The sequence below is a fragment of the Corallococcus sp. RDP092CA genome (assembly GCF_041903675.1).
In the GTDB taxonomy this organism is placed as follows: Bacteria; Myxococcota; Myxococcia; order Myxococcales; family Myxococcaceae; genus Corallococcus.
Genome location: NZ_JAYESI010000018.1, coordinates 53,583 through 77,773 on the forward strand (window position 1 = coordinate 53,583; position 24,191 = coordinate 77,773).

The 24,191-nt window shown below is 71.7% G+C and carries 20 protein-coding genes; 14 read left to right on the top strand and 6 right to left on the bottom strand.

Annotated features, from left to right (window positions below; genetic code table 11):
• Positions 1-17: 17 nt before the first annotated feature.
• From mutS to U8525_RS20115, 4 genes are all read left to right on the top strand, one after another.
• A complete protein-coding gene (mutS, locus tag U8525_RS20100; protein WP_374267891.1) occupies positions 18-2,786 on the top strand; it encodes a DNA mismatch repair protein MutS in 2,769 nt (922 codons plus the stop codon).
• A 172-nt stretch (positions 2,787-2,958) separates the two neighbouring features.
• Positions 2,959-3,726 carry a DUF3592 domain-containing protein gene (locus U8525_RS20105; protein ID WP_374267892.1) on the top strand — a complete coding sequence of 256 codons (768 nt, stop codon included), beginning with the start codon at positions 2,959-2,961 and terminating at the stop codon, positions 3,724-3,726.
• A gap of 84 nt (positions 3,727-3,810) precedes the next feature.
• Positions 3,811-5,574: an N-acetylmuramoyl-L-alanine amidase gene (locus tag U8525_RS20110; RefSeq protein WP_374267893.1), complete on the top strand. Its 1,764-nt coding sequence runs from the start codon at positions 3,811-3,813 to the stop codon at positions 5,572-5,574.
• A 23-nt stretch (positions 5,575-5,597) separates the two neighbouring features.
• Positions 5,598-9,170 carry an SNF2-related protein gene (locus U8525_RS20115; RefSeq protein WP_374267894.1) on the top strand — a complete coding sequence of 1,191 codons (3,573 nt, stop codon included), beginning with the start codon at positions 5,598-5,600 and terminating at the stop codon, positions 9,168-9,170.
• 344 nt (positions 9,171-9,514) lie between these two features.
• Here the strand turns inward: U8525_RS20115 and thiD are convergent, their stop codons facing one another.
• The 3 genes from thiD to U8525_RS20130 form a co-directional block, all read right to left on the bottom strand.
• Positions 9,515-10,324 carry a bifunctional hydroxymethylpyrimidine kinase/phosphomethylpyrimidine kinase gene (gene thiD, locus U8525_RS20120; RefSeq protein WP_374267895.1) on the bottom strand — a complete coding sequence of 270 codons (810 nt, stop codon included), beginning with the start codon at positions 10,322-10,324 and terminating at the stop codon, positions 9,515-9,517.
• 44 nt (positions 10,325-10,368) lie between these two features.
• Positions 10,369-11,439 carry a hypothetical protein gene (locus tag U8525_RS20125; protein WP_374267896.1) on the bottom strand — a complete coding sequence of 357 codons (1,071 nt, stop codon included), beginning with the start codon at positions 11,437-11,439 and terminating at the stop codon, positions 10,369-10,371.
• Positions 11,440-11,587: 148 nt separating this feature from the next.
• On the bottom strand, positions 11,588-12,238 hold the full coding sequence (locus U8525_RS20130) for an NADPH-dependent F420 reductase (protein WP_374267897.1): 651 nt from the start codon (positions 12,236-12,238) through the stop codon (positions 11,588-11,590).
• Positions 12,239-12,340: 102 nt separating this feature from the next.
• Between U8525_RS20130 and U8525_RS20135 the strand changes: the two genes are divergently transcribed.
• Complete coding sequence (locus U8525_RS20135) at positions 12,341-13,243, top strand: LysR substrate-binding domain-containing protein (RefSeq protein ID WP_374267898.1); 903 nt, start codon at positions 12,341-12,343, stop codon at positions 13,241-13,243.
• On the opposite strand, the gene U8525_RS20140 is transcribed toward U8525_RS20135, so the two are convergent.
• Positions 13,230-14,006, bottom strand: coding sequence for a TVP38/TMEM64 family protein (locus tag U8525_RS20140; protein WP_374267973.1), 777 nt, complete (start codon positions 14,004-14,006; stop codon positions 13,230-13,232). The genes U8525_RS20135 and U8525_RS20140 overlap by 14 nt on opposite strands.
• 284 nt (positions 14,007-14,290) lie before the next feature.
• On the opposite strand from U8525_RS20140, the gene U8525_RS20145 reads away from it, so the two are divergent.
• The 6 genes from U8525_RS20145 to U8525_RS20170 are packed head-to-tail and all read left to right on the top strand — an operon-like array spanning position 14,291 to position 19,357.
• Positions 14,291-14,731, top strand: a complete 441-nt coding sequence (locus tag U8525_RS20145) for a general stress protein (protein WP_374267899.1) — start codon at positions 14,291-14,293, stop codon at positions 14,729-14,731.
• Between the two features lie 39 nt (positions 14,732-14,770).
• Positions 14,771-15,106: a hypothetical protein gene (locus U8525_RS20150; protein ID WP_374267900.1), complete on the top strand. Its 336-nt coding sequence runs from the start codon at positions 14,771-14,773 to the stop codon at positions 15,104-15,106.
• Between the two features lie 35 nt (positions 15,107-15,141).
• Positions 15,142-16,380, top strand: a complete 1,239-nt coding sequence (locus U8525_RS20155; RefSeq protein ID WP_374267901.1) for a sodium:proton exchanger — start codon at positions 15,142-15,144, stop codon at positions 16,378-16,380.
• Positions 16,377-17,675 carry a cation:proton antiporter gene (locus U8525_RS20160; protein ID WP_374267902.1) on the top strand — a complete coding sequence of 433 codons (1,299 nt, stop codon included), beginning with the start codon at positions 16,377-16,379 and terminating at the stop codon, positions 17,673-17,675. The genes U8525_RS20155 and U8525_RS20160 overlap by 4 nt, the downstream gene beginning before the upstream one ends.
• 51 nt (positions 17,676-17,726) lie before the next feature.
• On the top strand, positions 17,727-18,347 hold the full coding sequence (locus U8525_RS20165; protein ID WP_374267903.1) for an L-threonylcarbamoyladenylate synthase: 621 nt from the start codon (positions 17,727-17,729) through the stop codon (positions 18,345-18,347).
• 23 nt (positions 18,348-18,370) lie between these two features.
• Complete coding sequence (locus tag U8525_RS20170; protein ID WP_374267904.1) at positions 18,371-19,357, top strand: hypothetical protein; 987 nt, start codon at positions 18,371-18,373, stop codon at positions 19,355-19,357.
• A 24-nt stretch (positions 19,358-19,381) separates the two neighbouring features.
• On the opposite strand, the gene U8525_RS20175 is transcribed toward U8525_RS20170, so the two are convergent.
• Positions 19,382-19,678: a hypothetical protein gene (locus U8525_RS20175; protein WP_374267905.1), complete on the bottom strand. Its 297-nt coding sequence runs from the start codon at positions 19,676-19,678 to the stop codon at positions 19,382-19,384.
• Between the two features lie 153 nt (positions 19,679-19,831).
• On the opposite strand from U8525_RS20175, the gene xerD reads away from it, so the two are divergent.
• Positions 19,832-20,767, top strand: coding sequence for a site-specific tyrosine recombinase XerD (gene xerD, locus U8525_RS20180; protein ID WP_374267906.1), 936 nt, complete (start codon positions 19,832-19,834; stop codon positions 20,765-20,767).
• A 71-nt stretch (positions 20,768-20,838) separates the two neighbouring features.
• The gene (locus tag U8525_RS20185; protein ID WP_374267907.1) at positions 20,839-21,582 is read left to right on the top strand and encodes a glutathione S-transferase family protein; all 744 of its coding nucleotides are present in this window, start codon (positions 20,839-20,841) and stop codon (positions 21,580-21,582) included.
• A 69-nt stretch (positions 21,583-21,651) separates the two neighbouring features.
• On the opposite strand, the gene U8525_RS20190 is transcribed toward U8525_RS20185, so the two are convergent.
• The gene (locus tag U8525_RS20190; RefSeq protein ID WP_374267908.1) at positions 21,652-22,839 is read right to left on the bottom strand and encodes a DUF4388 domain-containing protein; all 1,188 of its coding nucleotides are present in this window, start codon (positions 22,837-22,839) and stop codon (positions 21,652-21,654) included.
• A gap of 245 nt (positions 22,840-23,084) precedes the next feature.
• Between U8525_RS20190 and trpS the strand changes: the two genes are divergently transcribed.
• On the top strand, positions 23,085-24,098 hold the full coding sequence (trpS, locus tag U8525_RS20195) for a tryptophan--tRNA ligase (protein ID WP_374267909.1): 1,014 nt from the start codon (positions 23,085-23,087) through the stop codon (positions 24,096-24,098).
• Positions 24,099-24,191: the final 93 nt, after the last annotated feature.

Below are 24,191 nucleotides of genomic sequence, written 5' to 3' on the forward strand. Positions count from 1 at the left end.
GTGAGAGAAGGTCGGGGATGGCGGTGACGCAGCAGACGAAGACAGGCAAGGCGGCGGCCGGGGTGCTGCCCGAAGAGGACACGACTCCGGACGTCGGCGCGGGTGAGGCCCCCGCGGGAGCGCGGGAGATCGCCTCGCTGACCCCGATGATGCGCCAGTACCTGGAGGTGAAGGCGCTCCATCCGGACACGGTGCTCTTCTTCCGGCTGGGTGACTTCTACGAGATGTTCTTCGAGGACGCGGTGAAGGCCTCGGAGCTGCTCCAGATCACCCTCACGGCGCGGGCCAAGGGCGCGGACAAGATCCCCATGTGCGGGGTGCCGTACCACTCCTCGCGCCGGTACATCGCGAAGCTGGTGGAGCACGGCCTCAAGGTCGCCATCTGCGAGCAGGTGACGGAGCCGGGCGCGGGGCCGGGCATCGTGCAGCGGGAGGTGACGCGGGTCATCACGCCCGGCATGGTGCTGGACGACGAGGTGCTGGAGCCGCAGGCCAGCAACTTCCTCGCGGCCGTGTGCTGGGGGGAGGCGGGCTTCGGCGCGGCGCTGCTGGAGGCGTCCACCGGCGAGTTCTACACCTTCGAGGCGCAGGGCCTGTCGGAGCTGGTGGAGGGCCTGTCGCGCGTGGAGCCGCGCGAGCTGCTGGTGCCCCAGGGGATGCGGGAGGCGCCGGAGGTGGTGCAGGTGTGCCAGCGGCTGTCGCGCGCGCCGGCCGTGGCGGAGGGCGAGGGCGCGGCCTTCGAGCACACCCGGGCCGCCGCGTTCCTGCGCTCGCACTTCAACGTGCAGTCGCTGTCCGCGTTCGGGCTGGACGGCTCGCCGCTGGCCACCGGGGCGGCCGGGGCCGCGCTGCGCTACCTCAAGGACACGCAGAAGACGCCCGCGGCGCACGTGGACCGGCTGTCGCGCCAGGAGCGCGCGGGCTGCCTGGTGATGGACGAGTCCTCGCGGGGCAACCTGGAGGTGCTCAAGAGCCTGCGCGACGGCGGGCGCAAGGGGTCGCTGCTGGGCGTGCTGGACCGGACGGCCACGGGCCCGGGCGCGCGAAAGCTGGCGCGCTGGCTGTCCGCGCCGCTGTGCTCGCTGCCGGAGATCGAGGCGCGGCTGGACGCGGTGGAGGAGCTGTCCGGCAAGAGCGTGTGGCGCGAGGAGCTGGTGGCCACGCTCAAGGAGGTGGGCGACCTGGAGCGGCTGTGCGGCCGGCTGTCGCTGGGCGCGGGCAACGCGCGGGACCTGCGCGCGCTGGGGCTGTCGCTGACGCAGCTGCCGAAGCTGGGCGCGGCGCTCGCGCGGTGTGACGCGGCGCTGCTCAAGTCGCTGGCCGGGCCGCTGGGCGCGCTGCCGGAGCTGGCGGACCTGCTGATGCGCGCGGTGACGGACGAGCCGCCGGTGGTCATCCGCGAGGGCGGCTTCATCCGGCCGGGCTTCCACGCGGAGCTGGACGACCTGGTGGCGCTGTCCACGTCCGGCAAGGACTACCTGCTCAAGCTGGAGCAGCGGGAGAAGGACCGCACGGGCATCTCCTCGCTGAAGATCCGCTACAACAAGGTGTTCGGCTACTACCTGGAGGTGACGAAGGCGAACCTCCACGCGGTGCCCAGGGACTACATCCGCAAGCAGACCACGGTGGGCGCGGAGCGCTTCGTCACCGAGGAGCTGAAGGAGTACGAGGAGAAGGTCCTCACCGCCGAGGAGCGCCGGGTGGTGCTGGAGCTCCAGCTGTTCGAGGAGCTGCGCGCGAAGGTGATCGCCGCGGCGCCGGCCATCCGCTCCGCGGCGGAGGCGGTGGCCACGGCGGACGCGCTGGTGTCGTTCGCGCGGTGCGCGGCGGAGTACGGCTACACGCGGCCTCAGGTGGACGCGGGCGAGGGGCTGACCATCACCGGCGGCCGGCACCCGGTGGTGGAGCGGATGCTGGGCTCGGGCGAGTCCTTCGTCCCCAACGACGTGCGGCTGGATCCGGAGGACGCGCAGCTCCTGGTCATCACCGGCCCGAACATGGCGGGCAAGAGCACGGTGATGCGGCAGGTGGCGCTGACGGCGCTGATGGCGCAGGCGGGCTCGTTCGTGCCGGCGAAGGCGGCGCGCATCGGCCTGTGCGACCGCATCTTCACGCGCGTGGGCGCGGCGGACAACCTGGCGCGCGGGCAGTCCACGTTCATGGTGGAGATGACGGAGACGAGCCACATCCTCCACCACGCCACGAAGAAGAGCCTGGTCATCCTGGATGAGATTGGCCGTGGCACGTCCACGTTCGACGGCCTCTCCATCGCGTGGGCGGTCGCGGAGCACCTCCACGACCAGGTGGGGGCGCGGGCGCTCTTCGCCACGCACTACCACGAGCTGGTGGACCTGGCGCGCGAGCGGCCGCGGGTGAAGAACCTGTGCATCGCGGTGAAGGAGCAGGGCGGCAAGGTCATCTTCCTGCGCAAGCTGGTGCCCGGCGGGGCCAGCCGCTCCTACGGCATCGAGGTCGCGAAGCTCGCGGGCCTGCCGCCGGAGGTGGTGGCGCGCGCGCGGGAGCTGCTCCAGAACCTGGAGTCCGGCGAGCTGGACGACGCGGGCCGTCCCCGCGTGGCGGTGCGCTCCACGAAGCGCGTCGCCACGAACGCGGGGCAGCTGGGCTTGTTCGGGGGCCCCGCGCCTGCGCCGGCCGCGGTGGCTGCGCCGCCCGTGCCTCCCGCGCACGCGGAGGTGCTGGAGGCGCTCAAGGGTGTGGCCATCGACCGGATGACGCCGCTGGACGCGCTCAACCTGCTGGCGAAGCTGAAGCAGACCTTGGGTTGAGCTGCAGGCACGCCCGGTTCGTGCGGGGGGGAGCATTGTCGTCCTGATCGACCAGGCAGGTCATGAGCTGCGAGCGCGTGCCGTCAGCCCTGCGCCGGTTCAGGGCGGGTGCGGCTGCCCCAGGCACGAATGGAGCGCGGGCCCCGGGCGTGAAGTAGGCTTCACGCCCGCCATGCAGCTCGCCATCCCCCACGCCCCCCGCCGCGTCCGCCTCGCCCAGGTGCCCGGGGCGGTGGCGCGGCTGGTGCGCGGGGTGGTGCTGGGCCTGGGGATCATCGCCGTGCTGGGGCTGGGTGCCGGCTACGTCGGGCGCTACTTCGTGGAGGAACAGCGCTTCACGGCCCATGCGGAGCTGGTGGACGCGGTGGTGGGCGCAAGCCACGCGCCTCCTCCCCATCAACGCGAGGACGCGGAGGGCACGCTGGACGTCCTCTACACGTTCGGTGATGAGGAACACTCCGTGTCTGGAGTCCGCACGGCCGCGGACTTCGCGGCGGGCCTGGGCCACGGCGCCCGGGTGCAACTGCTGGTGGATCCGTCCCAGCCGGGGCGCCCTCGCGAGGCGACCTACGCCCGGGCCCGGGCGGCCCGCGTGGGGCTGCTGCCCTGGGGCCTCGGTCTGGGCGCGCTGGTGGCGCTGGGCGGCTTCGCCTGGGAGGTGCGGCGGCTGTGGCGCCGGGAGGTCGTGCCCCTGCGCCTGGGCGCGCTGGTGTGGCTCACCCCGGACGACGGGTATCTGCCGGAAGGGAAGGGCGAGGCGGTGTTCCCCGCGCACTTCTTCCGCCAGGACGTGAAGCACGCCGTGCGCGCGCGCTGCCGCCCCCAGCGGGCCCCGGTGCGCAACGGCGGCAAGGTGCTGGCGGCCGTGGTCCCCGCCGAGCCGGGGTGGTGCCGCGTCATCGACGAGGAGCTGGCGCGGACGCTGGGCTGGGTGCGCTGACAGACGGACAGGTGGGGTTGAAAAGTTGCTGCCCCCCGGAGGCCGTGTGACACACGCCTGTAGCTGCAACGTCCGGAGGCTTCCATGCGCTTTCGCTTCTCCCTCTTCGTGCTGCCCGTGCTGCTCCTCACGGCCCCGAGCGCCGTCGGGGCCGGCAAGCGCAACGAAGCGGAGGAGGCGTACCAGCAGGCCCGCCGCGCCTACTACGCGCTGAAGGACGACGCGGCCCGCCGCAAGCTGCGCCACCACTGGCTCAACGTGGCGCACCGCTTCGAGTCCGTCGCCACGCGCTTCCCCAAGAGCGAGCGCGCCCCCGACGCCCTCTTCACCGCGGGCGACCTCCTCCAGGAGCTGAGCCGCATCTCCTTCGTGGACGAGGACCTCCAGGCCGCCATCGCGGACTACTCGAAGCTCGTGGAGGCGCACCCGAAGCACCGGCTCGCGGACGACGCGGCGCTCGCGCTGGCGCGCATCCACGTCAACCGCCTGGACAAGCCGGAGGCGGCCCGGAAGATCCTCAACGACTCGCTGGCCGCGAACCCCAAGGGCGACCAGGTCAAGGAGCTCAAGTCGCTGCTGGCCTCGCTGCCCGCGCCCAGCAAGACGCCGCCCGCGAAGCCCTCGGTGAAGCCGCTGCCCCCGGTGGTGAAGTCCACGCCGGACGCCGCCGTCGCCGCGGCCCCCAGCTCGCAGCTGGTGGATGCGATCACCCGGCTCGCGCGCGAGCCGTCCCCCGTGCTGCCGCGCCTGGATCCGAACGTCCCGGCGTCGGGCCCTGACACCTCCGCCAGGGATGCGGCGGCGAACATCGTGGACGCGCCCACCGTCGCCGACCGGACCGGGGACGCGAAGGACGCCGCGAAGGCTCCGGAGGCGGTGGCCTCCGCGAATGGGGCGTCGCAGCCCGCGAAGCCGGAGGCCCGCGTGGAGGTCCCGACCGTGGCGTCGAAGGCTCCGGCGGTGGAGAGCACCCCGGTACCCCCGAAGCCGGCGCAGCCCGAGGCGGTGGCGTCGAAGGCGCCCCGCGCGGTGTCGCCGGCTCCGGAGGCGCCTCGCCCGGTGACGGCGCCGGTGGACGCACAGGTGGCGCAGGCCCGGCTCAAGGCGGTGGCGAAGCAGTCCCGCAACGCGGAGCTGACGCTGGCGGAGCAGCTGGGGTTGAAGGTGCGTCGCGTGGTCATTGACGCGGGCCACGGCGGCCATGACTCGGGCGCCATCGGCAAGGCGGGGACGAAGGAGAAGGACGTGGCGCTGGCCATCTCCAAGAAGGTCGCGGACGGCCTGCGGGAGAAGGGCCTGGAGGTGGTGCTCACCCGCGACGACGACACCTTCATCCGCCTGGAGGACCGCGCGAAGCTGGCCAACGAGGCGCACGGCGACCTGTTCATCTCGGTGCACTGCAACTCGGCGGCGACGCACAAGCTGCGCGGCATCGAGACGTACACGCTCAACACGTCCGCGGATCGCTACTCCATCCGGCTGGCCGCTCGCGAGAACGCGTCCTCCGAGAAGGGCATCAGCGACCTTCAGTTCATCCTCGCGGACCTGGCCACCAAGGCGAACACCGAGGAGTCCTCGCGGCTGGCGAACGCGGTGCAGCACAACCTGGTGGCGGGCCTGTCCAGCAAGTACGACGGCATCAAGGACCTGGGCCACAAGGAGGCGCTGTTCTACGTGCTCCTCGGCGCGAAGATGCCCGCCATCCTGGTGGAGACGTCCTTCCTGTCGCACGCCGAGGACGAGAAGCGCCTGGCGTCCGAGCGCTACCAGGACGAGGTGGCGAAGAACATCGTGCTCGGAGTGGAAGAGTTCCTCGGTGATCGGCGCCGCGTGGCCAAGGTAGACTGACGCCTCCGCCGTCAGTCGTCCCCATGGCCGAGCAGTCTCCTCCGTCCAGCCCCAAGCCCGCGCAGGACCCGCACGCGCCCCCGTTCCGGACGGAGGCGGACCTGCGCGCGTGGCTGAGGGCGGAGGGCCTGGAGCACCTGTCGCGCCTGAGCCTGGCGCTGCTCACCCCGCGCGTGGAGGCCGCCTGGCTGCCGCAGGTGCGCGCGGTCATCTCCCGCCGCCGGTTGGTGGAGCTGCTGGCCCAGGACACGCTCGACCGCTGGACCGCGGAGATGCTGCCCACGCCGCGCATGCGCGACCTGCTGCCCACGCTCGCCCGGCGCCACGTGGAGGACGAGCGGCAGGGCGCCATCGAGGCCCGCGCCTCCGTCGCGGAGCGCATCACGCCTCCGGCCGACCCGCGCACGCACCCGGTCCACGCGCTGCTCATGGCGTGGCGCGGTCGGGTGCCTCCGAGCATCGCGCCGCGTCCAGCGCGCGCGTTGTCGGTGGAGGCGCTGGTGGAGGAGCCGGACCTGCCGGGCTTCCGCCTCAAGGAGACGCGCAGCTCCGAGCTGCCGGTGTCCCCGCCGGGCTCGGGCTTCATCCTGCCGGAGGCCCGGCTCACGTTCAGCCCGTCCGAGGTGACGGTGGACTGCTCGTGCGGCGCGACGTTCTGCGTGCACCAACTGGCGGTGGTGGACACCGCGCTGCTCTGGCTGCGGCAGCGCTGGACGGAGGACTTCGGCGAGACGCTGGAGGAGCTGGTGCGGCCCGCGTGGGCCCGGACGCTGCGCGCGCTGGAGCGCGCGGTGGAGGAGAGTCCGGGCGGCGGTGGGGGCGTGGAGATCGCCTGGCGGCTGGACGTCATCGAGGGGTACGGCGTGGAGGTCACGCCCTACGTGCACCGGCGCACGAAGAAGGGCCAGCGCACGACGGGCGCGAAGGTCGGCCGGCGCAAGCTGCTCCAGGAGTACGGCTCGCAGCTCAGCCCTTCGGACTCGCGCATCGCCGCGCTGCTCCCCGACGGTACGGCCCCCGCGTCGCGCGCGCTGCTGTTCGAGCTGATCAGCCACCCGCGCCTGTCGCTGGAGGGCACGCAGGACATCCCCGTGCGCATCGAGCGCGCGAAGGTGGGACTGGTCGCCGAGGACCGCGGCGGCACCGTGCTGGTGAACGCGGGCGTGGACGGCACCGTGCTGCCCGCGCCGCTGCTGGAGCGCGTGCGCAAGGCGAAGCCAGAGGACGCGGTGTTCCTCTGGGACGAAGGCGCGCACGTGCTCACGGTGCTGGACGTGAGCCCGGAGGTGCGGGCGATGGCCACCGTGCTCCAGCGGCACGGCAACGCGTTTCCGCCCGAGAGCCACGGGGCGCTGCTGGAGCACCTGTCGAAGCTCTCCGTGCGCCTGCCGGTGGCCATGCCCCGCAGCGTGATGGGCGAGTCCATCGCGCCGCAGCAGCTTCCCGTCCTCCGACTGGAGGGACAGCCCGGCGGCGCGGTGCGCCTGGAGCTGCGGCTGCGCGCGCTGCCGGATGGGCCGGCGTACCTGCCCGGCGAGGGGCCTCGCGACGTGCACGTGCGGCGCGACACGCGGTCCTGCCACGCGGTGCGCGACTTCGGACGCGAGCTGGCCGCGGCCACGGCGCTCCAGGCCCGGTTGCCGTTGCAAGCGGCGGAGCCACAGGAGCTGCCGTTCTGCTTCCTCTTCCACAGCGCGCAGGGCGGGCTGGCGGTGCTGGCCGCGTGCGCGGAGCTGGAGCCCCGGCCGGAGCTGGAGTGGGTGGGCACGTCCATGCGGCTCGTGCCGAAGCGGGGCGCGGGGGACCTGAAGGTCGTCCTGGAGCGCAAGCGCGAGTGGTTCGGTGTGCTGGGGGGCCTGTCCGTGGAGGGCGAGCGGGTGGAGCTGGCGCGCCTGCTGGACGCGGCCCGGCGCAAGGAGCGCTTCGTCCAGGTGGACGCGCGCACGTGGGTGGAGATCGAGGCCGCGCTGCGCGAGCACCTGGAGCGGCTGGCGGATCACGCGTACCTGTCACGGCACGGCCTGGAGGTGGGGCCGTCCGCGGCGGAGGCGCTGGCGGGGCTGGGCACGGCGGGCGCGATCATCGACGCGGACGCGTCCTGGAAGTCCCTGGTCGAGCGCATCTTCGCGGCGAAGGAGCTGAAGCCCCGGGTGCCCGCGACGCTCAAGACGGAGCTGCGCGACTACCAGTTGGAGGGCTTCCGCTGGCTCTCGCGGCTGGCGTCGTGGAACGCGGGTGGGGTGCTCGCGGACGACATGGGCCTGGGCAAGACGGTGCAGGCGCTGGCCGTGCTGCTGGAGCGCGCGAAGCACGGCCCCGCGCTGGTGCTGGCGCCCACGTCCGTGGCCTTCAACTGGCGGGACGAGGCGAAGCGCTTCGCGCCGTCGCTCAAGGTGACCCTCTTCTCCGACGCCGAGGACCGGGGCGGCACGCTGGAGCGGCTGGGGCCGCGGGACGTGCTGGTGCTCAGCTACGGCCTGCTGGTGCGCGACATCGAGCGGCTGGCCGCGCTGCGCTTCTCCACCATCGTCTTCGACGAGGCCCAGTCCCTGAAGAACGCGGCCACGCAGCGCTTCCGCGCGGCGCGGGCGCTCCAGGGCGACTTCAAGTTCGCGCTGTCCGGCACGCCGCTGGAGAACCACCTGGGCGAGCTGTGGGCCCTCTTCGCCGTCGTGTTCCCGGGCCTGCTGGGCAGCCTGGAGGCGTTCCGCAGCCGCTTCGCCGCGCCGATTGAAAGGCAGGTGGACCCGACGGCCGCGCCCGCGCTGGCCCGGGTGCTCCAGCCCTTCCTCCTGCGCCGCACCAAGGCGCAGGTGGAGGCCCAGCTGCCGCCGCGCACGGACGTGCACGTGCCCGTCGTCCTGTCTCCGCCGGAGTGGACGCTCTACGAGGACGCGCGCCTGGCGGCCCTGTCCGACCTGGAGACGCGCAAGGCGAAGATGAGGGACCAGGAGCGCCGCATCGAGGTGCTGGCGGCGCTCACGCGGCTGCGGCTGCTCGCGTCCCATCCCCGGCTGTACGACGCGTCGTCCAAGCTGGAGTCCGCCAAGCTGGAGCGCTTCCTGGAGCTCATCCAGGAGCTGCGCGAGGAGGGCCACCGTGCACTGGTGTTCAGCCAGTTCACGTCCCACCTGGCCCTGGTCCGCGAGGTGCTGGACGCCCAGGGCATCCCCTACGAGTACCTGGACGGCCAGACGCCCGCGGGCGCCCGTGCGGAGCGCGTGCGAGCCTTCCAGGAGGGCGACGCGCCCCTGTTCCTGATCTCCCTCAAGGCGGGGGGCTTCGGCCTCAACCTGACGGCCGCCACCAGCGTCATCCACCTGGACCCGTGGTGGAACCCGGCCGTGGAGGATCAGGCCTCCGATCGCGCCCACCGCATCGGCCAGCAGCGGCCCGTCACGGTCTACCGGCTGGTGGCACGCGGGACGATCGAGGAGCAGATGCTCTCGCTCCATGAGCAGAAGCGGGCCCTGGTGGCTGGCGTGCTGGAGGGCAAGGACGCCGCCGCGCGCCTCTCCACCCAGGAGCTGCTGGGACTGCTCGCGCAACGGCTGCCAGGCATCGATGGCCTGGAGTCCGACACCACGAAGCACTGAACAGTCTTTCCGTGGTTCTTGACGGGGCCTCTCGGGCGCCTGAACGGGCACTGAACAGACTTTTAGCCATTTCCGGCACCTTCAAGCCTGAACGGTCGAGCAGGCCCGGGGGCTGATCGGCCATGCCTACATGAAACATTGATCAGGTAGGAGGGGCACGCCGTTCGCCCGTGGACACTGGAGCGGGGCACCTACATCCACCCAGCCGACCGGAAGCATCATGCCTACATGCTCTTGTTTTCAGTGGGTTGGAGCGAACCCCGTGAAGCATGTATCAATTGAATACATGTTTCATATGTTTGTGATATGTAATTAACTGTAATCAATTGCATATTGTCTATGTTTCAGTTGTGTGTCAGCGGAAAGAAGTGTCCGATCGGGCCGTTCCCGTGGCCCACGGCGAGCGGGTAGCGCAGGGCGGAGGTGACGTACTCCTTCGCCAGCCGCACGGCCTCCAGGGGCGGGGTGCCCAGCGCGAGCCTCGCGGCGATGGCCGCGGACAGCGTGCAGCCGGTGCCGTGCGTGTTCGGCGTGTCCACGGGCGCCACGGAGAGCGTCTCCATCCGCGTCCCGTCGAACCAGACATCCGTGCCCCGCAGCGCGCCCGGCATGCCGCCGCCCTTCACGAGCACCACGCGGGCGCCCAGGGCGTGGATGCGCCGGGCCGCCTCGCGCATGTCCTCCAGCGTCTCGATGTCCATGCCCGCGAGCAGCCTCGCCTCGTGGCGGTTGGGCGTGAGGATGGCGGCCAGGGGCAGCATGCGCGCGCGCAGCGCCTCCACCGCAGCGTCGTCGATGAGCCGCGAGCCCGCGCGGGACACCATCACGGGGTCCACCACGATGGGGCCCAGCGACACGCGGGAGAGCTGATCCGCCACGGCCTCGATGAGCGCGCGCTGGGCCAGCATGCCCACCTTGACCGCGTCCACGCGCATGTCCGACGCGACGGCGTCCACCTGCGCGGTGACGGCTTCGGGCGGGAGCAGGTCCACGCGGGTGACGCCTCGCGTGTTCTGCGCGGTGATGGCCGTCACGGCGCTGGTGCCGTGGACGCGGTGGAAGGAGAAGGTGCGGAGGTCGGCCTGGATGCCCGCGCCACCGCCGCTGTCCGAGCCGGCGATGGTGAGGGCGGTTGCGACAGGGAAGGGCTTCATGGGCGCGGCATCCTACCCGCGCCCCGGCTCACGCGATCCTGGAACTAGAACTGGTTCTGCCGGGCCTGGTCGAAGTCCACGCGGTGCTTCAGGTAGAGCGTGTCCAGCATGTGGTTGCTGATGGGGTTCAGGTTGCCGTCGGTGAAGCGGTGCACCACCGCGCCCTTGCCCGCGTCCTTCAGGAAGGCCAGCGGATCCACGTCGCCGCCCAGGCCCGTGAGCGTGGGCACCGGGTCCGCGTTGTTGACGTAGTGCACGTACTGCGGGCCGTCCGGGTACTTCGTGGACGCGGCGCCGAAGGTCTCCACCTGCAGGTGGCTCATCTTCGCCTCCACCTGCGCGGCGGACAGCCCGTCCTCCACGCGCAGCCGCTTCGCTACGTCGTTCAGCGCGCGCGCCGTGATGAGGCCGCCCTGGCTGTAGCCCACGAGGTGCACGTCCCGTCCGGCCTTCAGCTCCGAGTAGAGCGTGTCCGCCAGCGTGTCCACGGCCGGGTTCTTGCCCTTGTCCAGCTTGTCCGTCACGCACTGGGCCAGGTCCTTCACCAGCCCCTCGGTGGCGTTGTGGATGCCCACCACCTTCGCGCCGGAGCTGTCCGCCAGCGCCTGCATCTCGTTCAGCTGGCCCTCCGTCGGCGTCATGATGCCGTTGACGTAGAGGATCGTCTTGTCCGGGTTCGGGTCGTTCTTCGGCGTGACGCCCGGCACGTCGCCCAGCTTCGTCGTCGACGGGAGCACCTTGCCGCCCGCGCCCACGAACATGCCGTCCTGCGCCCGGTCCGGCTTCGCGCCGCCGAAGAGGCTGGTGATCTCCCTCACCGTGGTCGCGTTGAAGACGTCCGCGCCCATCTCCAGGAAGCGGGGGATGTCCTTGATGCCGCCCACCGCCGCGTCGATGAGGCCGCCCAGCAGGTTCTTCTGCTGCGCCGGCGCCGCCTGCGTGGCGCCCGTCAGCTTCGCCGCGGAGGTGTTGGTCGCGCCCGCGCGCGACGACTCGAAGGAGGACTTCTGGAACGCGGGCGAGTGCTGCGCCGGCTTCTTCGCGAGCGGCTCCGTGGCCGGCTTCGGCGTGGAGGACGGCACGGCGAGGGAGCGGGTGCGGTCGATCGTGCTCATGGGGACCTCCAAACACCGGGGGAAAAGTGTGTTTGGGTAGGTTATCCGTGTCTTCCCAGGGAAGTTGCGTTTGTCCGCGCCATGGCCTCGCAATCCACACCGCGTGTCTGACGCATCTGGTCAATTCCAGACACGGGGGCAGGGGTGTTCAGCGCTTCACGACGTGGATGTTGAAGTCGCCGGTGCGAAGGGTGCCCCACAGGCGCAGCCACAGCGGGAGGAACGCCTCGGTGCCCCGGGCCGTGGTGATGTCACCCAGGTCGATGATGTGCTTCCAGCCGAAGCCCTCCGTGAGGAGCTGCTTCACGCGGGCCTTGGCGTCCACGTCGTTGCCGGACACGAAGACGTCGTGGTCCCCCGGCACGCGCGACGGCTCCACCATCACCTCGCAGTTCATCGTGTTGAGCGCCTTCACCACCTTGAGCGACGGGAAGGCGCGCTGGAGCTGCTCGCCCAGCGAGTCGTCCGGGGGCGTGGCGAGCACCGGCGGCATGCCCTTGGTGAAGTCGAGCGGGTTGGACACATCCACCAGCACCTTGCCGCGCAGGGCGTCCTCGCCCGCGGACTCCAGGACCTCCAGCGAGGCCGTGCCGCGCGTGCAGTTGAAGAGCAGCTCCGCGAACACGGCCGCGTCGCGGAACGTGCCCTGCGACGCGTTGCTCCCGGCCTTCTTCACCCACGCCGCGGCCTTCGCGTTGTCCGGCGTGCGCGAGCCCATGCGCACCTCGTGGCCCAGCGCCACCAGCTTGCTGCCCAGCGTCTCGCCCACCATGCCCGTACCCAGGATCGCGATCTTCATGAGGACTCCCTTTCGTGTGGGGTGAACCCTAATCGTCAACCGCATTGGCCGTGAGCACCTCCGGGTTGAACCATCGTCAACCTCCGGTTGACAATCCGTGGCATGGACCTGTTCACGGGCGTGTTGCCGTTCCTCCACGTGGCGGAGGAGCGGAGCTTCCGCAAGGCCGCGGAGCGGCTGGGCGTCACCGTGGCGGCGGTGAGCAAGGCGGTGCGCAGGCTGGAGGAGGAACTGGGCGCGAGGCTCCTGGAGCGCACCAGCCGGCAGGTGGCCCTCACCTCCGAGGGCGCCGCCTTCCTGGAGCGGGCGCGCGAGGCAGTGGCGCAGATCCGCGCCGCGCGCGAGACGGTGGCCCAGGCGCACCGCGCGCCCCGGGGGCCGCTCACGGTGTCGCTGCCGTTCATCCTGGGCCCCGTGCTGCTGCCCCGGCTGGCGCGGCTCCAGGCCCGCCACCCGCAGCTCACGCTGCACGTGCGCATGAGCGACCGGCTCAGCAAGCTGGTGGAGGAGCAGGTCGACGTGGCCATCCGCCTGGGCGGGCTGGAGGACTCCAGCCTCGTGGCGCGGCGGCTGCTCTCCACGCGGTGGATGACGCTCGCGTCGCCGGCCTACCTGGCTCGGCACGGGACGCCTGAGCACCCGTCGCGGCTGGAGCGCCACGCGTGCCTGAAGTTCGTGGATCCGCGCGGCCTCACCCGCGAGTGGCACTTCCGGACGTCACCGGGCGCCGGGCCGCAGGTGGTGCGCACGCGCGCGGCCATGGACGTGGATCACGGCCCCGCACTGCTGGACCTGGCCGCCGCCGGTGCCGGGCTCTGCCAGGTGCTGGACTTCATGAGCGACGCCCGCCTGCGCGCTGGCGCGCTGGTGGAGGTGCTGGCGGACTACGCCGCGGAAGGGCCTCCCGTCCACGCGCTGTGCCTGCCGGGGCGCCAGTCCGTGCCCCGCGTCCGCGCGCTCCTCCAGCACCTGGTGGAGGAGCTGCGCGGCGTCACGGCGTGGTGAGCGCCTCCTTCGCGCCGCCCAGGTCCCGCGCGGGCACCGCCTCGGGGGCGGAGGGCTCCACCGGCGCGTCGCTGATCTCCTTGTAGAACCGGCGGCCGAAGATGACGCCCAGCACCAGCGACACCACCATGCCCACCGCGGACACGGCGGTCATCACCGTGCGGCCCTGCGCCAGGCCACTGCCGAACTGCGCGGTGAGGAAGGTGCCCGGGATGGTGCCCAGCACCACGCCCAGCACGGAGGGCCAGAAGCGCGCGCCGCTCGCCGCGCTGGCGATCAGCATGAGGTCCGTGGGGCACAGCGGATTGAGGCAGGCCAGGAACGCGAAGTGGAAGTCATGCCGCCGCGCCGCCCTGGAGATGGCGGAGTACCTGCTGCCGCACATCCGCTGCATGGGCCGGGTGCCCAGCTTGCGAGCGACGAAGAAGAGCAGGGTGGCGGACAGGAAGCTGCCCGTTAGTGAATAGAGGGTCGCGGCGAGGGTTCCGAACATCATCCCGCCCACCGCGGTGAGCACCTGGCCCGGGAGGAGGGTCAGGGGCCGCACGGCCAGGAAGGCCACGTAGGCCAGGGGGGCGTAGTCGCCCAGGGGGAGCAACAGCTCCCGGATGGTGCGCTGATCGATGAAGTCCGGCCCCAACAGCCGGAGCATCACCAGACCGCCAATGGAGACGACCATGGGCGCCAGGATGCGCAACCAGGTCTTCAGTCCGCTGCCGCCACTCGCCAAGGAGTCCTCCCCCCACCGCCCGCGAACCCAGATGTCAGGCGTTGCGCACAAGGTGGGAACCGAGCAGGGAATCGGCAACGTGGCCTGAATTGTTGTGAACAACGAGAGCGTCCTGCCGGGCAATCACCCGTCCCGTCCGGATGCCTAGCAAGCCTGACAAGCGCGCGAAATCCTTGGGGATTATGCATGCAATGTCAGGAGAGAACGGCTGGCGGTGTACGGAGCTTGCTTGCATCGGGGCGCTTCCGTCCCAAGGTTTCAGGCAAGGGACACCAAGGCGCGGACGGGGTTGGGCAGTCACGAGAGGAGACACGGACATGACGGACAAGGACAACAAGGGAAGCATGACGGTGGCGGAGGCCGGGCGTAAGGGCGGCGAGACGGTCCGCAACGAGCGCGGTCGCGAGTTCTACGAGACCATCGGTCGCAAGGGCGGAGCCACGGTGAAGGCCGAGCGCGGCCGCTCCTTCTACGAGGAGATCGGCCGCAAGGGCGGCGAGACCGTCAAGGCCGAGCGCGGCGCCAAGTTCTACGAGGAGATCGGCAAGAAGGGCGGCGATCGCGTCAAGGCCACCCGCGGCCCGAACTTCTATGAGGAGATCGGCCGCAAGGGCGGGCAGAAGGTCAAGAAGCTGATTGAAGAGGGCAAGCGCGCCGCCCGCGCCGCCATGGAGGGGCAGGCGGGGAACGCCTCCGCGTCCGAGGGTCCCGCCGCGCCGGCTCCGGAAGAGCCCGCTCAGCCCGGTGGCAACGAGTAACGGGGGACAGGATGCGCGGTCTTCCGATATGACGGCCGCGTGTACCTGGTCATCACGTTCCTCGAACAGGTGGAGACGACCGAGCGGGCGATCCGCCGGCTCCGGGAGTTCGGCATCCCGGAACCGCTGGTCATCCGAGCGCGCAGCGCCGCCGCGGCCCTGTCCGCGGAGGTCCCGGTGTTCGCCGGCCTGCGCAGCCTCGCCCTGGGCGCGGATGAGGATCGCGTCGTGCTCGTGAGCGTGCTGCCCGCCCTCCCACAGGAGGAGCTGGATCGCATCCTCCAGCGCGTCCAGTTGGAGATGGACGCGGACGACCCGCCAATGGGGCGCCTGGTGGCCCTGCCCGTCCTGGCGGCGCCCACGCACCGGCGTTGATGACGCGCGGGGGGGCACGGGTGTAAGCACGCTCCGTGCAAGCGCTGCTCGTCTTCCTCATCGTCGCGGCGTTGTCGCTGCTCGCGTCCAGCCGGTCGCTCCTGGCTCCGGGGCGCTTCCCGGCGCTGGCGCAGCTGGCGGCCAGCGGCCTCCTGTTCCTCATCTTTGGGGCGCTGCTGGGGCCGTCGCTGTTGGGCGTGCTCACCGCGCACAACCTGGACTCGCTGCGCCCGCTGATGGCGCTGGGGCTGGGCACGGGCGGGGTGCTCCTGGGGCTCAACCTGGAGCCGCGCCTGCTGCGGCTGTTGCCCCGGCCCGTCTACGCGGCGGCGGTCGCCCACGCGGGCACGGCGTTCCTCTTCGTCGCGCTGCCCCTGTCCGTCCCGCTGCTGCTGTCCCTGGGGTTGAGGCCCCTGGTGGCGGTGGGCGCGGCGGCGCTGCTGGGCGCGGCGGCGAGCCTGTCCTCCAGCCACTTCGCGGTGCTGGGCTACCGCAACGGGCGGCTGGAGCGCGCGCGCGGCCTGGGCGTGGCGCTGCTCACGATGATGGACGACGCGGTGGGCCTGGGCGTGCTCGCGCTGGGGCTGGTCCTGGGCGCCACCGGCAACGCGGTGGAGGGGCTGGGCCTGCTGTCGCTGGCGCTGCTCCTGGGCGTGGCGTGCGGCGCGCTGCTGGCGTTCCTCACGCATTCGCTGAAGGACCTGGCGGAGCAGAGCACGGTGACGCTGGGCATGGTGGCGCTGGTGGGCGGCGCGGCGGCGTACCTGCGGCTGTCGGCGCTGCTGGCCGGCGTGGCGTGCGGCGCGACGCTGGCGCTGATCGGCGGGCGCACCGCGGAGCGGGTGGCGCGGGCGCTCTCCCGGGTCGAGCGCCCCACGTACCTGGTGCTGGTGTTCCTGGTGGGCAGCCACCTCCAGGCGCGTGACGTCGCGGCGTGGGCGCTCCTGCCCGCGTTCGTGGGGCTGCGCTTCCTGGGCAAGGTGCTGGGCGGGCGGTTCGCGCGGCGGCTCACCGCGGGCGTGTTGGACCTGCCGCCGCGCTTCGGCTACGCGCTCATCTCCCAGGGGGGCCTGGCGCTGTGCCTGGTCGCGGAGTACGTGATGCTGGTGCCCGGCTCGCTGTCGCAGCGCGTGCTGGACGTGGTGGCGGCGGGCGCCGTTGTCAACGAGATGCTCGCGCACGGGGCCTTCCGGCAGGTGCTGGCCGCGGAGCCCCGGCCCTCCGAACCCTCGCGGGACGCGCCTCCCGAGGGTGACGCGGGGGTGGCGGCATGAAGGGCTCCATCTTCCGCTTGCTGCTGCTCATGGCGCTGCTCGCGGCCATCACCCAGGCGCAGGTGGTGCGCGCGGACGCGGGCACGCCGGTGCTGCTGGCGGCGGGCGCGCTGCTGCTGTGCGGCCTGTTCGCGGGCAAGGTGGCCAAGGGCCTGGGCCTGCCGCGCCTCACCGGCTACCTGCTGGTGGGCGTGGCGGTGGGGCCCTTCGCGCTGGGCTTCATCCCCAACGCGGGGGTGAAGGGGCTGGAGCTGGTGAAGGGGCTGGCGGTGAGCCTCATCGCGCTCGTCGCCGGCACGGAGCTGCACCTGGGGCTCATCCGCCGGGTGGGCGCGCGCGTGGCGCTGCTCTGCACGGCGGTGTGCGGGGTGACGTTCGCGGTGTGCTTCGGGGCGACGTTCGCGCTCAAGCCCGTGCTGCCGTTCCTCTCCCCCATGACGGTGCCGCAGGCGCTGGCGGTGAGCGCGCTGCTGTCCACGGTGGTGGTGTCGTTCTCTCCCACGGTGACCATCGCCATCGTGCAGGAGACGTCCGCGCGCGGCCCCTTCACGGAGTTCCTGATGGCGCTGGTCATCATCGGGGACCTGTTCGTGATGGTGGCCTTCGGCCTGGCGGCGGGCATCACCCGCGCGACGTTCGGCAACGGGTTGGACGTGCCCGCGCTGGTGGGCGGGGTGGGGTGGGAGCTCGTCGGCTCGGTGGGCGTGGGGTTCCTGCTGGCGGTGGTGATGCTGCTGTACATGCGCAGCGTCAACCGCGAGCTGCCGCTGTTCCTCGTGGGGCTGTTGTTCGCGGCGGCCGAGGGGGGCTCGCGGCTGCACCTCTCGCCGGTGCTCGTCTCCCTGGCGGCGGGCGCGCTCATCGCGAACCTGGACGAGCGCGAGGGCCGGCGCATCCACCAGGCCATCAACCAGGCGGGCCTGCCGGTGTTCGCGCTCTTCTTCGCCGCGGCGGGCGCGGGGCTGCGGCTGGACTCGATGATGGCGGTGGGGCCCGCGGCGCTGCTGCTGGTGGCGCTGCGCGGCCTGGCCATCTGGAGCGCGTGCCGCAGGTTCGCGCCGGCGGAGGACCCGCGCCTCAAGCGCTACCTCTGGATGGGGCTCATCTCCCAGGCGGGCGTGACGTTCGGGCTGGCGGCGCTGGTGTCGCGCACCTTCCCGTCCTTCGGGCCGCAGGTGGAGGTGCTCCTCGTCGCGATGATCACCGTGCACGAGCTGGTGGGCCCGGTCCTCACCCGCCGCGCCCTCATGGGCAGCGGCGAAATCCGTGCGGAAGAGGCCAGCGGCGGCGCATAGTGGGGGGCACACCCCCTCACCCGGGGTGGTCTCTCCCAGGAGCCTGCCGTCATGCCCGCCGCCGTCGCTCCCATCCTCGAGGTGGACGTTGATCACCCCTCGCCGCGCCATGTCGCGCGCGCGGTGGAGATCCTGGAGAAGGGCGGCCTCATCGCCTACCCCACGGACACCTACTACGGGCTTGGCTGCGATTTGAATTCAAAGAGAGCGATTGAGCGGCTGTACCAGCTCAAGGGGCGGGACAAGAAGAAGCCGCTGTCGCTGCTGTGCCCGGACCTGTCGGACGTCGCCCGCTACGCGCACGTGAGCAACTTCGCCTACCGGGTCATGAAGGGGCTCACGCCGGGGGCCTTCACGTTCATCCTGGAGGCCACGCGCCTGGTGCCAGAGGTGATGATGACGAAGCAGAAGCAGGTGGGCCTGCGCGTGCCGGACGCGGGCCTGCCCCGCGAGCTGGCGAAGGCGCTCGGCCGCCCGCTCATCACCACCTCCGCCACCCACACGGACGGTACGGTCCTCTCCGACGCTCGGGACATCAAGGCGGCGCTGGGGCACGGGCTGGATCTCATTCTTGACGGAGGCGTCACGTTGAACGAGCCGTCCACGGTGGTTTCACTGATAGGCGATACGCTTGAAATCCTGAGGCAGGGCAAGGGTAGTCTGGAGTCCTGAAATCCTTTCCAGAGGGGGAAGCCTTGGCCGAGGGGGATCTTCCAGCAACGCCTGTCGTCGACTTACCGGAGCGGGTCCCGGGCGCGCTCGCGCTGCTCGGGCTCCTGGTGTTCCGTCCGATTGACCTGCACTACCGGCTGCGCGAGGCGGGCATCCGCTCTCCGGCGGGCCGCATCGGACAGCTGTGGCGCGAGCAGGCCGAAGGGGGCCGTGCCGCGGGGGCCTTCGTGGCGCGGATGCTGCTCCTGCTCGTGGTGCTGTCGCCGGTGCTCACCGTGGTCGCGGGGGTGGGCTTGAGGCTGATGGGCGTGCCGATGCGGGGCGTGTACCTGGTCTCCGCGGCGCTGTGCAGCGCGGTGGGGCTGGTGGTGGCGCTGGTGTCGGGGCTCGCGTCCGGGGTGCTGCTGGGCTCGCTGGCGAGCGTGTCCATGCTGGCGGCGCTGCACGCCACGGCGGGCGGCGCCTTCGGGCCGGAGTCCGGGGGCGGGGCGGCGATGACGGTGGGCCTGTGCCTGGGCATCGTGTCCGGCCTGTCCGCGGGGAGCATCGGGGGGCTGGCCAGCGGGCGCGGTCCCTCCGTGCGCAACGTGCAGGTGGCGGCCATCGCCACGAGCATGGTGCCCATGCTGGTGTGGAGCAGCGCCTCGACGGTGTCCTTCGCGGGCGCGGTGGCGGCGAGCGCGCTGGTGGCCTTCCTGATGTGCGCGTTCCGGCTGCCGTTCTACGCGCTGGAGGTGCTGGCGCAGGCGGTGGCGTACGCGGTGGAGCGCTTCACGGGGAAGCCCACGCTGCGGTGGGTGCCGGTGCGGCATCACAACCTGAGCTACCTGCCGCACCCGTTCCTGGGCCGCCACCTGGCGCTGGCGGTGCGCTCGCGGCCGGCGGAGGTGCTGGCGGTGGCGGACGCGTGCCTGCGCTCGCCGGGCAACATCCTGGTGGGCTGGCCGTGGGTGGTGGAGGCGCTGGAGCGCGCGCACGCGCAGGAGGCCTCCGCGGAGCCCCAGGCCTGAGGTGGCCGGGGGCCGTTGGTGGGGTCAGCGCTTCTCCACGGTCGTGACGACCTTCGCTCCCACCTCGTTGGGGGCGTAGGTCACCTTCACGGTGTCGCCGGCCTTGATGCCCTCCAGGGTCTTCTTGAGCGCGGGCTGCTTCGCGGTGTCGATGACGTAGTTGAGCGGCGGGCCTCCGGGCGCCGGGCTCTCCAGCACCAGGTTGACGTCGGTGATGGCCTTCACCTTGCCCTCCTTGGTCTTCGCCGCCTGGGCCAGGGCCGCGTCGCCCACGCCGCCGAGCATCAGCACCGCCATCCACATCCATGCCTGTCCGCGCATCCTCGCCGCTCCTGGTAGGGGAGGGTGCGGATGCTGGCCTCGCCCGCGGAGGAAGGCAACGACGGGGCGAGGGCGCATGCCCCCCAGCGGGCCCGGCAGCGGGCGCGGGCCGGGGAGTTGCCCCACCGCGCTTCTTCGCTACCCTCCGGTGCCATGGAAGGACTGCTCGACGCGTTCATCGCCTTCATCCGCGCGGAGCGGGGCCTGTCCGGCAAGACGGTGGACGCCTACGCGGCGGACCTCACCGTGTACTTCGAGGACCTGCGCTCGCGCGGCAAGGACGACGCGGCGCGCGTCACCCAGGAGGACGTGCTCGCGCACCTGATGACGCTGGGCAAGCGGGGCCTGGGCCGCCGCAGCCAGGCGCGCCACCTGGCCGCGCTCCGCGTCTTCCACCGCTTCCTCGTCGCGGAGCGGCTGGCGGACAAGGACCCCACCGAGGACGTGGACACGCCGAAGTCGCCCCGCAAGCTGCCCGTGTTCCTCACGCTGGAGGAGGTGGAGCAGCTGCTCGCCGCGCCCGACGAGCGCACCGTCACCGGCCTGCGGGACAAGGCCATGATCGAGGTGCTCTACGCCACCGGCCTGCGCGTGACGGAGCTGTGCACGCTGGAGATCAACAACGTGCAGCTCACGGCTGGCTACCTCGTCACCAAGGGCAAGGGCTCCAAGGAGCGCATCGTCCCCCTGGGGCGCGTGGCCATCGAGAAGGTCCAGGAGTACCTGGCCCGGTCGCGGCCGGAGCTGTTGGGCAGGCGCGAGGCGAAGGCGCTCTTCGTCACGCCGCGAGGGGAGGGCTTCACGCGGCAGGGCTTCTGGAAGCTGCTCAAGCGCTACGCGCTGAAGGCCGGCATCCTGAAGCCCTTGTCGCCGCACAAGCTGCGGCACTCGTTCGCCACGCACCTGGTGGAGCGCGGCGCGGACCTGCGCGCGGTGCAGCAGATGCTGGGCCACGCGGACCTGGCGACGACGCAGATCTACACGCACGTCAACAGCGCCCGCCTGCGCAAGGTGTATGACGAGTTCCACCCGCGCAGCGACGCCTTCAAGCCCAAGCCCCCCGCGCGCAAGCGCCCGGCCGCGACGTGATGGGGCCGCGCTCCCGCGGCGCGCCACAAACCTGACAGACGGCTGTCACGAGGCGGGCCCATCGTGGCGTCATGACCTCGAACGCTTCGCTTCCCCTGACCCTGCTGGAGCTGGCCGACCCGGGCCTGCCCGGCCTCGAGAGCTACTCCCCCTATTGCCTCAAGGTGCACCGGGCCTTGAAGTACGCGGGGCTGCCCTATGCGCGCGGCTGCGCGGACAACCCGGCCGCGCACCGCAAGCACAACCCCACCGGCCAGGTGCCGGTGTTGCGGGTGGGGGAGGAGGCAGTGCCCGACTCCACGGCCATCCTCGCCCGCATCCAGCAGCTCGCGCCGGGCCGCATCGACGCGTCGCCGGAGGCGCTGCTGTGGGAGGAGCTGGCGGACACGGCCCTCAACGGCTTCCTCGTCGCGTCGCGCTGGGCGGATGGCCGCAACTGGCCCCGGACACGCGCCGCGTTCTTCCACTTCATGCCGGCGCCGGTGCGCGCGGTGGTGCCCACGCTGATCCGGCGCAAGCAGGTGGAGAAGCTGGTGGCGCGGGACGTCTGGCGCGCGGGGCCGGAGGCGTGCTGGCGCCGCTTCGGGCTGCTGCTGGATCAGCTGGAGGCGCGGGCGCCGGAGCACGGCTTCTGGTTGAACGGCGCGCTCAGCGTGGCGGATCTCGCGCTGTTCGCGCAGCTGCACAGCCTGCGGACGCCGCTCACGCCCTGGCAGGGCGCGGAGGTGGAGCGGCGCGTGCGTCTGCGCGCGTGGCTCGAACGGGTGGACGCGGCGACCCGCGCCGCGAGCGTGCCCCTGCGCGTCGCGAGCTGAGCCGGATCGCCGAGCGGCAATGGCCGTGCCGCCAGTCCTTCCAGGCTCGACGCGACTTCGGCTGGGCCCTCAGTTCCCGCCCAGGTCCCCCAGGTTCAACCCATACGGATCCGTCGTCGTCCTCCGGGGCTCGGGCTCAGGTGTCCCGGGCGCCGCCGGGGCCACGCGGATCAGCCCCGCCGCCCGCAGCCGCTCCACCGAACGCGACGCGGCCAGCTCTCCCATGGCCGCCGTGCGCAGCGCCTGTCGGATGCTCCGGCTGCCCCTCAGCTTGGAATAGAGATACAGATCATCCGCTGTCAGGTCCGCTGGGGTGGGGCGGGGGATGGGCTCGAACACCAGCCGTCCGTCCAACGCGAACAGCGCGTCACTCAAGGCCAGCGTCAACCCCACCTCCGCCTCGCGGTACAGCGCGTGCGCCTCCGGCACCGGCCCCCGCTCCAGCACCTGCGCCGCCAGCGCCACCGCCAGGTCGTACTTGCGCGACGACAGGAACGCGCGCACCAGCGCCAGGAGCTCCGTGAACTCCGTGGACTCACCCACCGTGGGCCCCGTCGACCGGTGCGGCGCCAGCGCTCCCCTCCGGTACAGGTGCAGCACCCAGCGCGCCGCGAACAGCGGGGCCTCCCTCGCGCTCGCCAGCAGCTCGCCCAGCGTCGCGCCGCCGGCCGCCAGGTCCAGGAGCACGTCCTCCTCCTCGGAGAAGGTCTCCACCGCGAACTCGCGGAACACGCGGAACGTCGTGTCCAGGCGCGGGAAGATCTCCCGGAACTGCGCCCACTCCTGCACCCGCGCCACCGCGTCCCGGTGCAGCGTGGCCAGGGGCAGCCGCAAGCCCACCGCCCGCCCCGACAACGGCAGCCCCGGCGTGAACTCCACCTCGCCCGACTCCCAGGTGTAGCAGTCGAACAACGCCTCGCGCGCCTTGTGCTCCATCGCCTCCGTCAGCTGCGACAGCTCCACGAAGCAGCGCTGCACCAGGAACGTGCCGTAGGGCAGGTTCGCCCCCTCCGCCGCCTCGAACGCCGCCGCCGCCCGGGGCGCGTCCAGGATGCGCAGGTTCACCAGCACCTGCGCCAGGTGCTCCCTCGGATCCGTGGAGGCCACCCCCACCAGGTGCCCGTCCCGCAGGTAGAACTCCCGGCGCACCGCCCCCCGCTCCACCCGCAGCGTCCCCTCCACCCCGGGTGCCGTGAACAGGGGCGGCACCACCAACTGGAGCCGGTAGCTGGCCAGGTTTCCTGTGAACGCTTCCATCCGTGGGCGCCCTCCAAGGCAGGTCGGACATGCTGCGCCGGCCACCAGGGTAGCGGGAGACCTGAGGCCCCTCAACCCCTCGGAACTGCTGGGTTTTTCCTGCCGGGGCGCAATGTTCCAGGGACGCCGGGCGCGCGAATGTCAGGCGTTGAAAGGGCCCACCCGTCCCAACGGAAGGTTGCAGCGTGACGGCGGGTATGCGAACGAGCCGTGTCCTCCACCCGTCATTCGGAGCGCGAATCGCGATGCGGATTCTCTCAGGCGTCCAGTCGTCCGGAAGGCTGCACATCGGCAACTATTACGGGGCGCTGCGGCAATTCGTGCAGCTCCAGGACCAGGGCGAGGCCTTCTACTTCATCGCCAACTACCACGCGCTCACCACCGTCCGGGACCCCCAGCTCGCGCTGGACCTCACGCGCGACGCGGCGCTCACGTACCTGTCCCTGGGCCTGGACCCCAGGAAGGCCGTCCTCTTCCGCCAGAGCGACGTGAAGGAGGTCCTGGAGCTCAACTGGATCCTCGGCACCGTGGTGCCCCAGTCGCACCTGGAGCGCGCCCACAGCTACAAGGACAAGATCGCCCGCGGCATCAGCCCGGACTTCGGCCTCTACGCGTACCCCGTCCTGATGGCCGCGGACATCCTGCTCTACAGCGCGGATCAGGTACCCGTGGGCAAGGATCAGATCCAGCACATCGAGTTCGCGCGCGACTGGGCCGTGAAGTTCAACACCCAGTACGTCCCGGGCTACGACCCGGCGGATCCGGAAGGGAAGGAGCGGGGCCACGCGCCCGGCATCCTCAAGCTGCCCTCCGCCTTCGTGCAGGAGAACGCCGCCACGGTGCCCGGCATCGACGGACAGAAGATGTCCAAGTCCTACGGCAACACCCTGGAGCTGTTCGGCGACGAGAAGGACATCAAGAAGCGCATCATGTCCATCAAGACGGACTCCACCCCCGTGGACGCCCCCAAGCCCACCACGGACGCGCCGCTCTACGAGCTGCTCAAGCTGATGCTCCCGCCCGGCGAGTTCTCCGACGTGGACGCGTCCTGGAGGGCCGGCGGCAAGGGCTACGGCGACTTCAAGAAGAAGCTCCTGGAGGCCTTCCACGTCACCTTCGGCCCCGCCCGCCAGCGCCGGCAGGAGCTGCTCAACGACCCGGGGGAGCTGGAGCGCATCCTCGCGGACGGCGCCGAGCGCGCCCGGGCCGAAGCCACCCGCCTGATGGACCGGGTCCGCAAGGCCGTGGGAATTCCCTGAACACCTGTTCCTGTTCAAATGTTTGACCCCCCCGGGAGGCATTGCTAAGGAGGTCTGTCCCCCCGGCGCGCGCTAAAGGCCGGAAATTCGGGC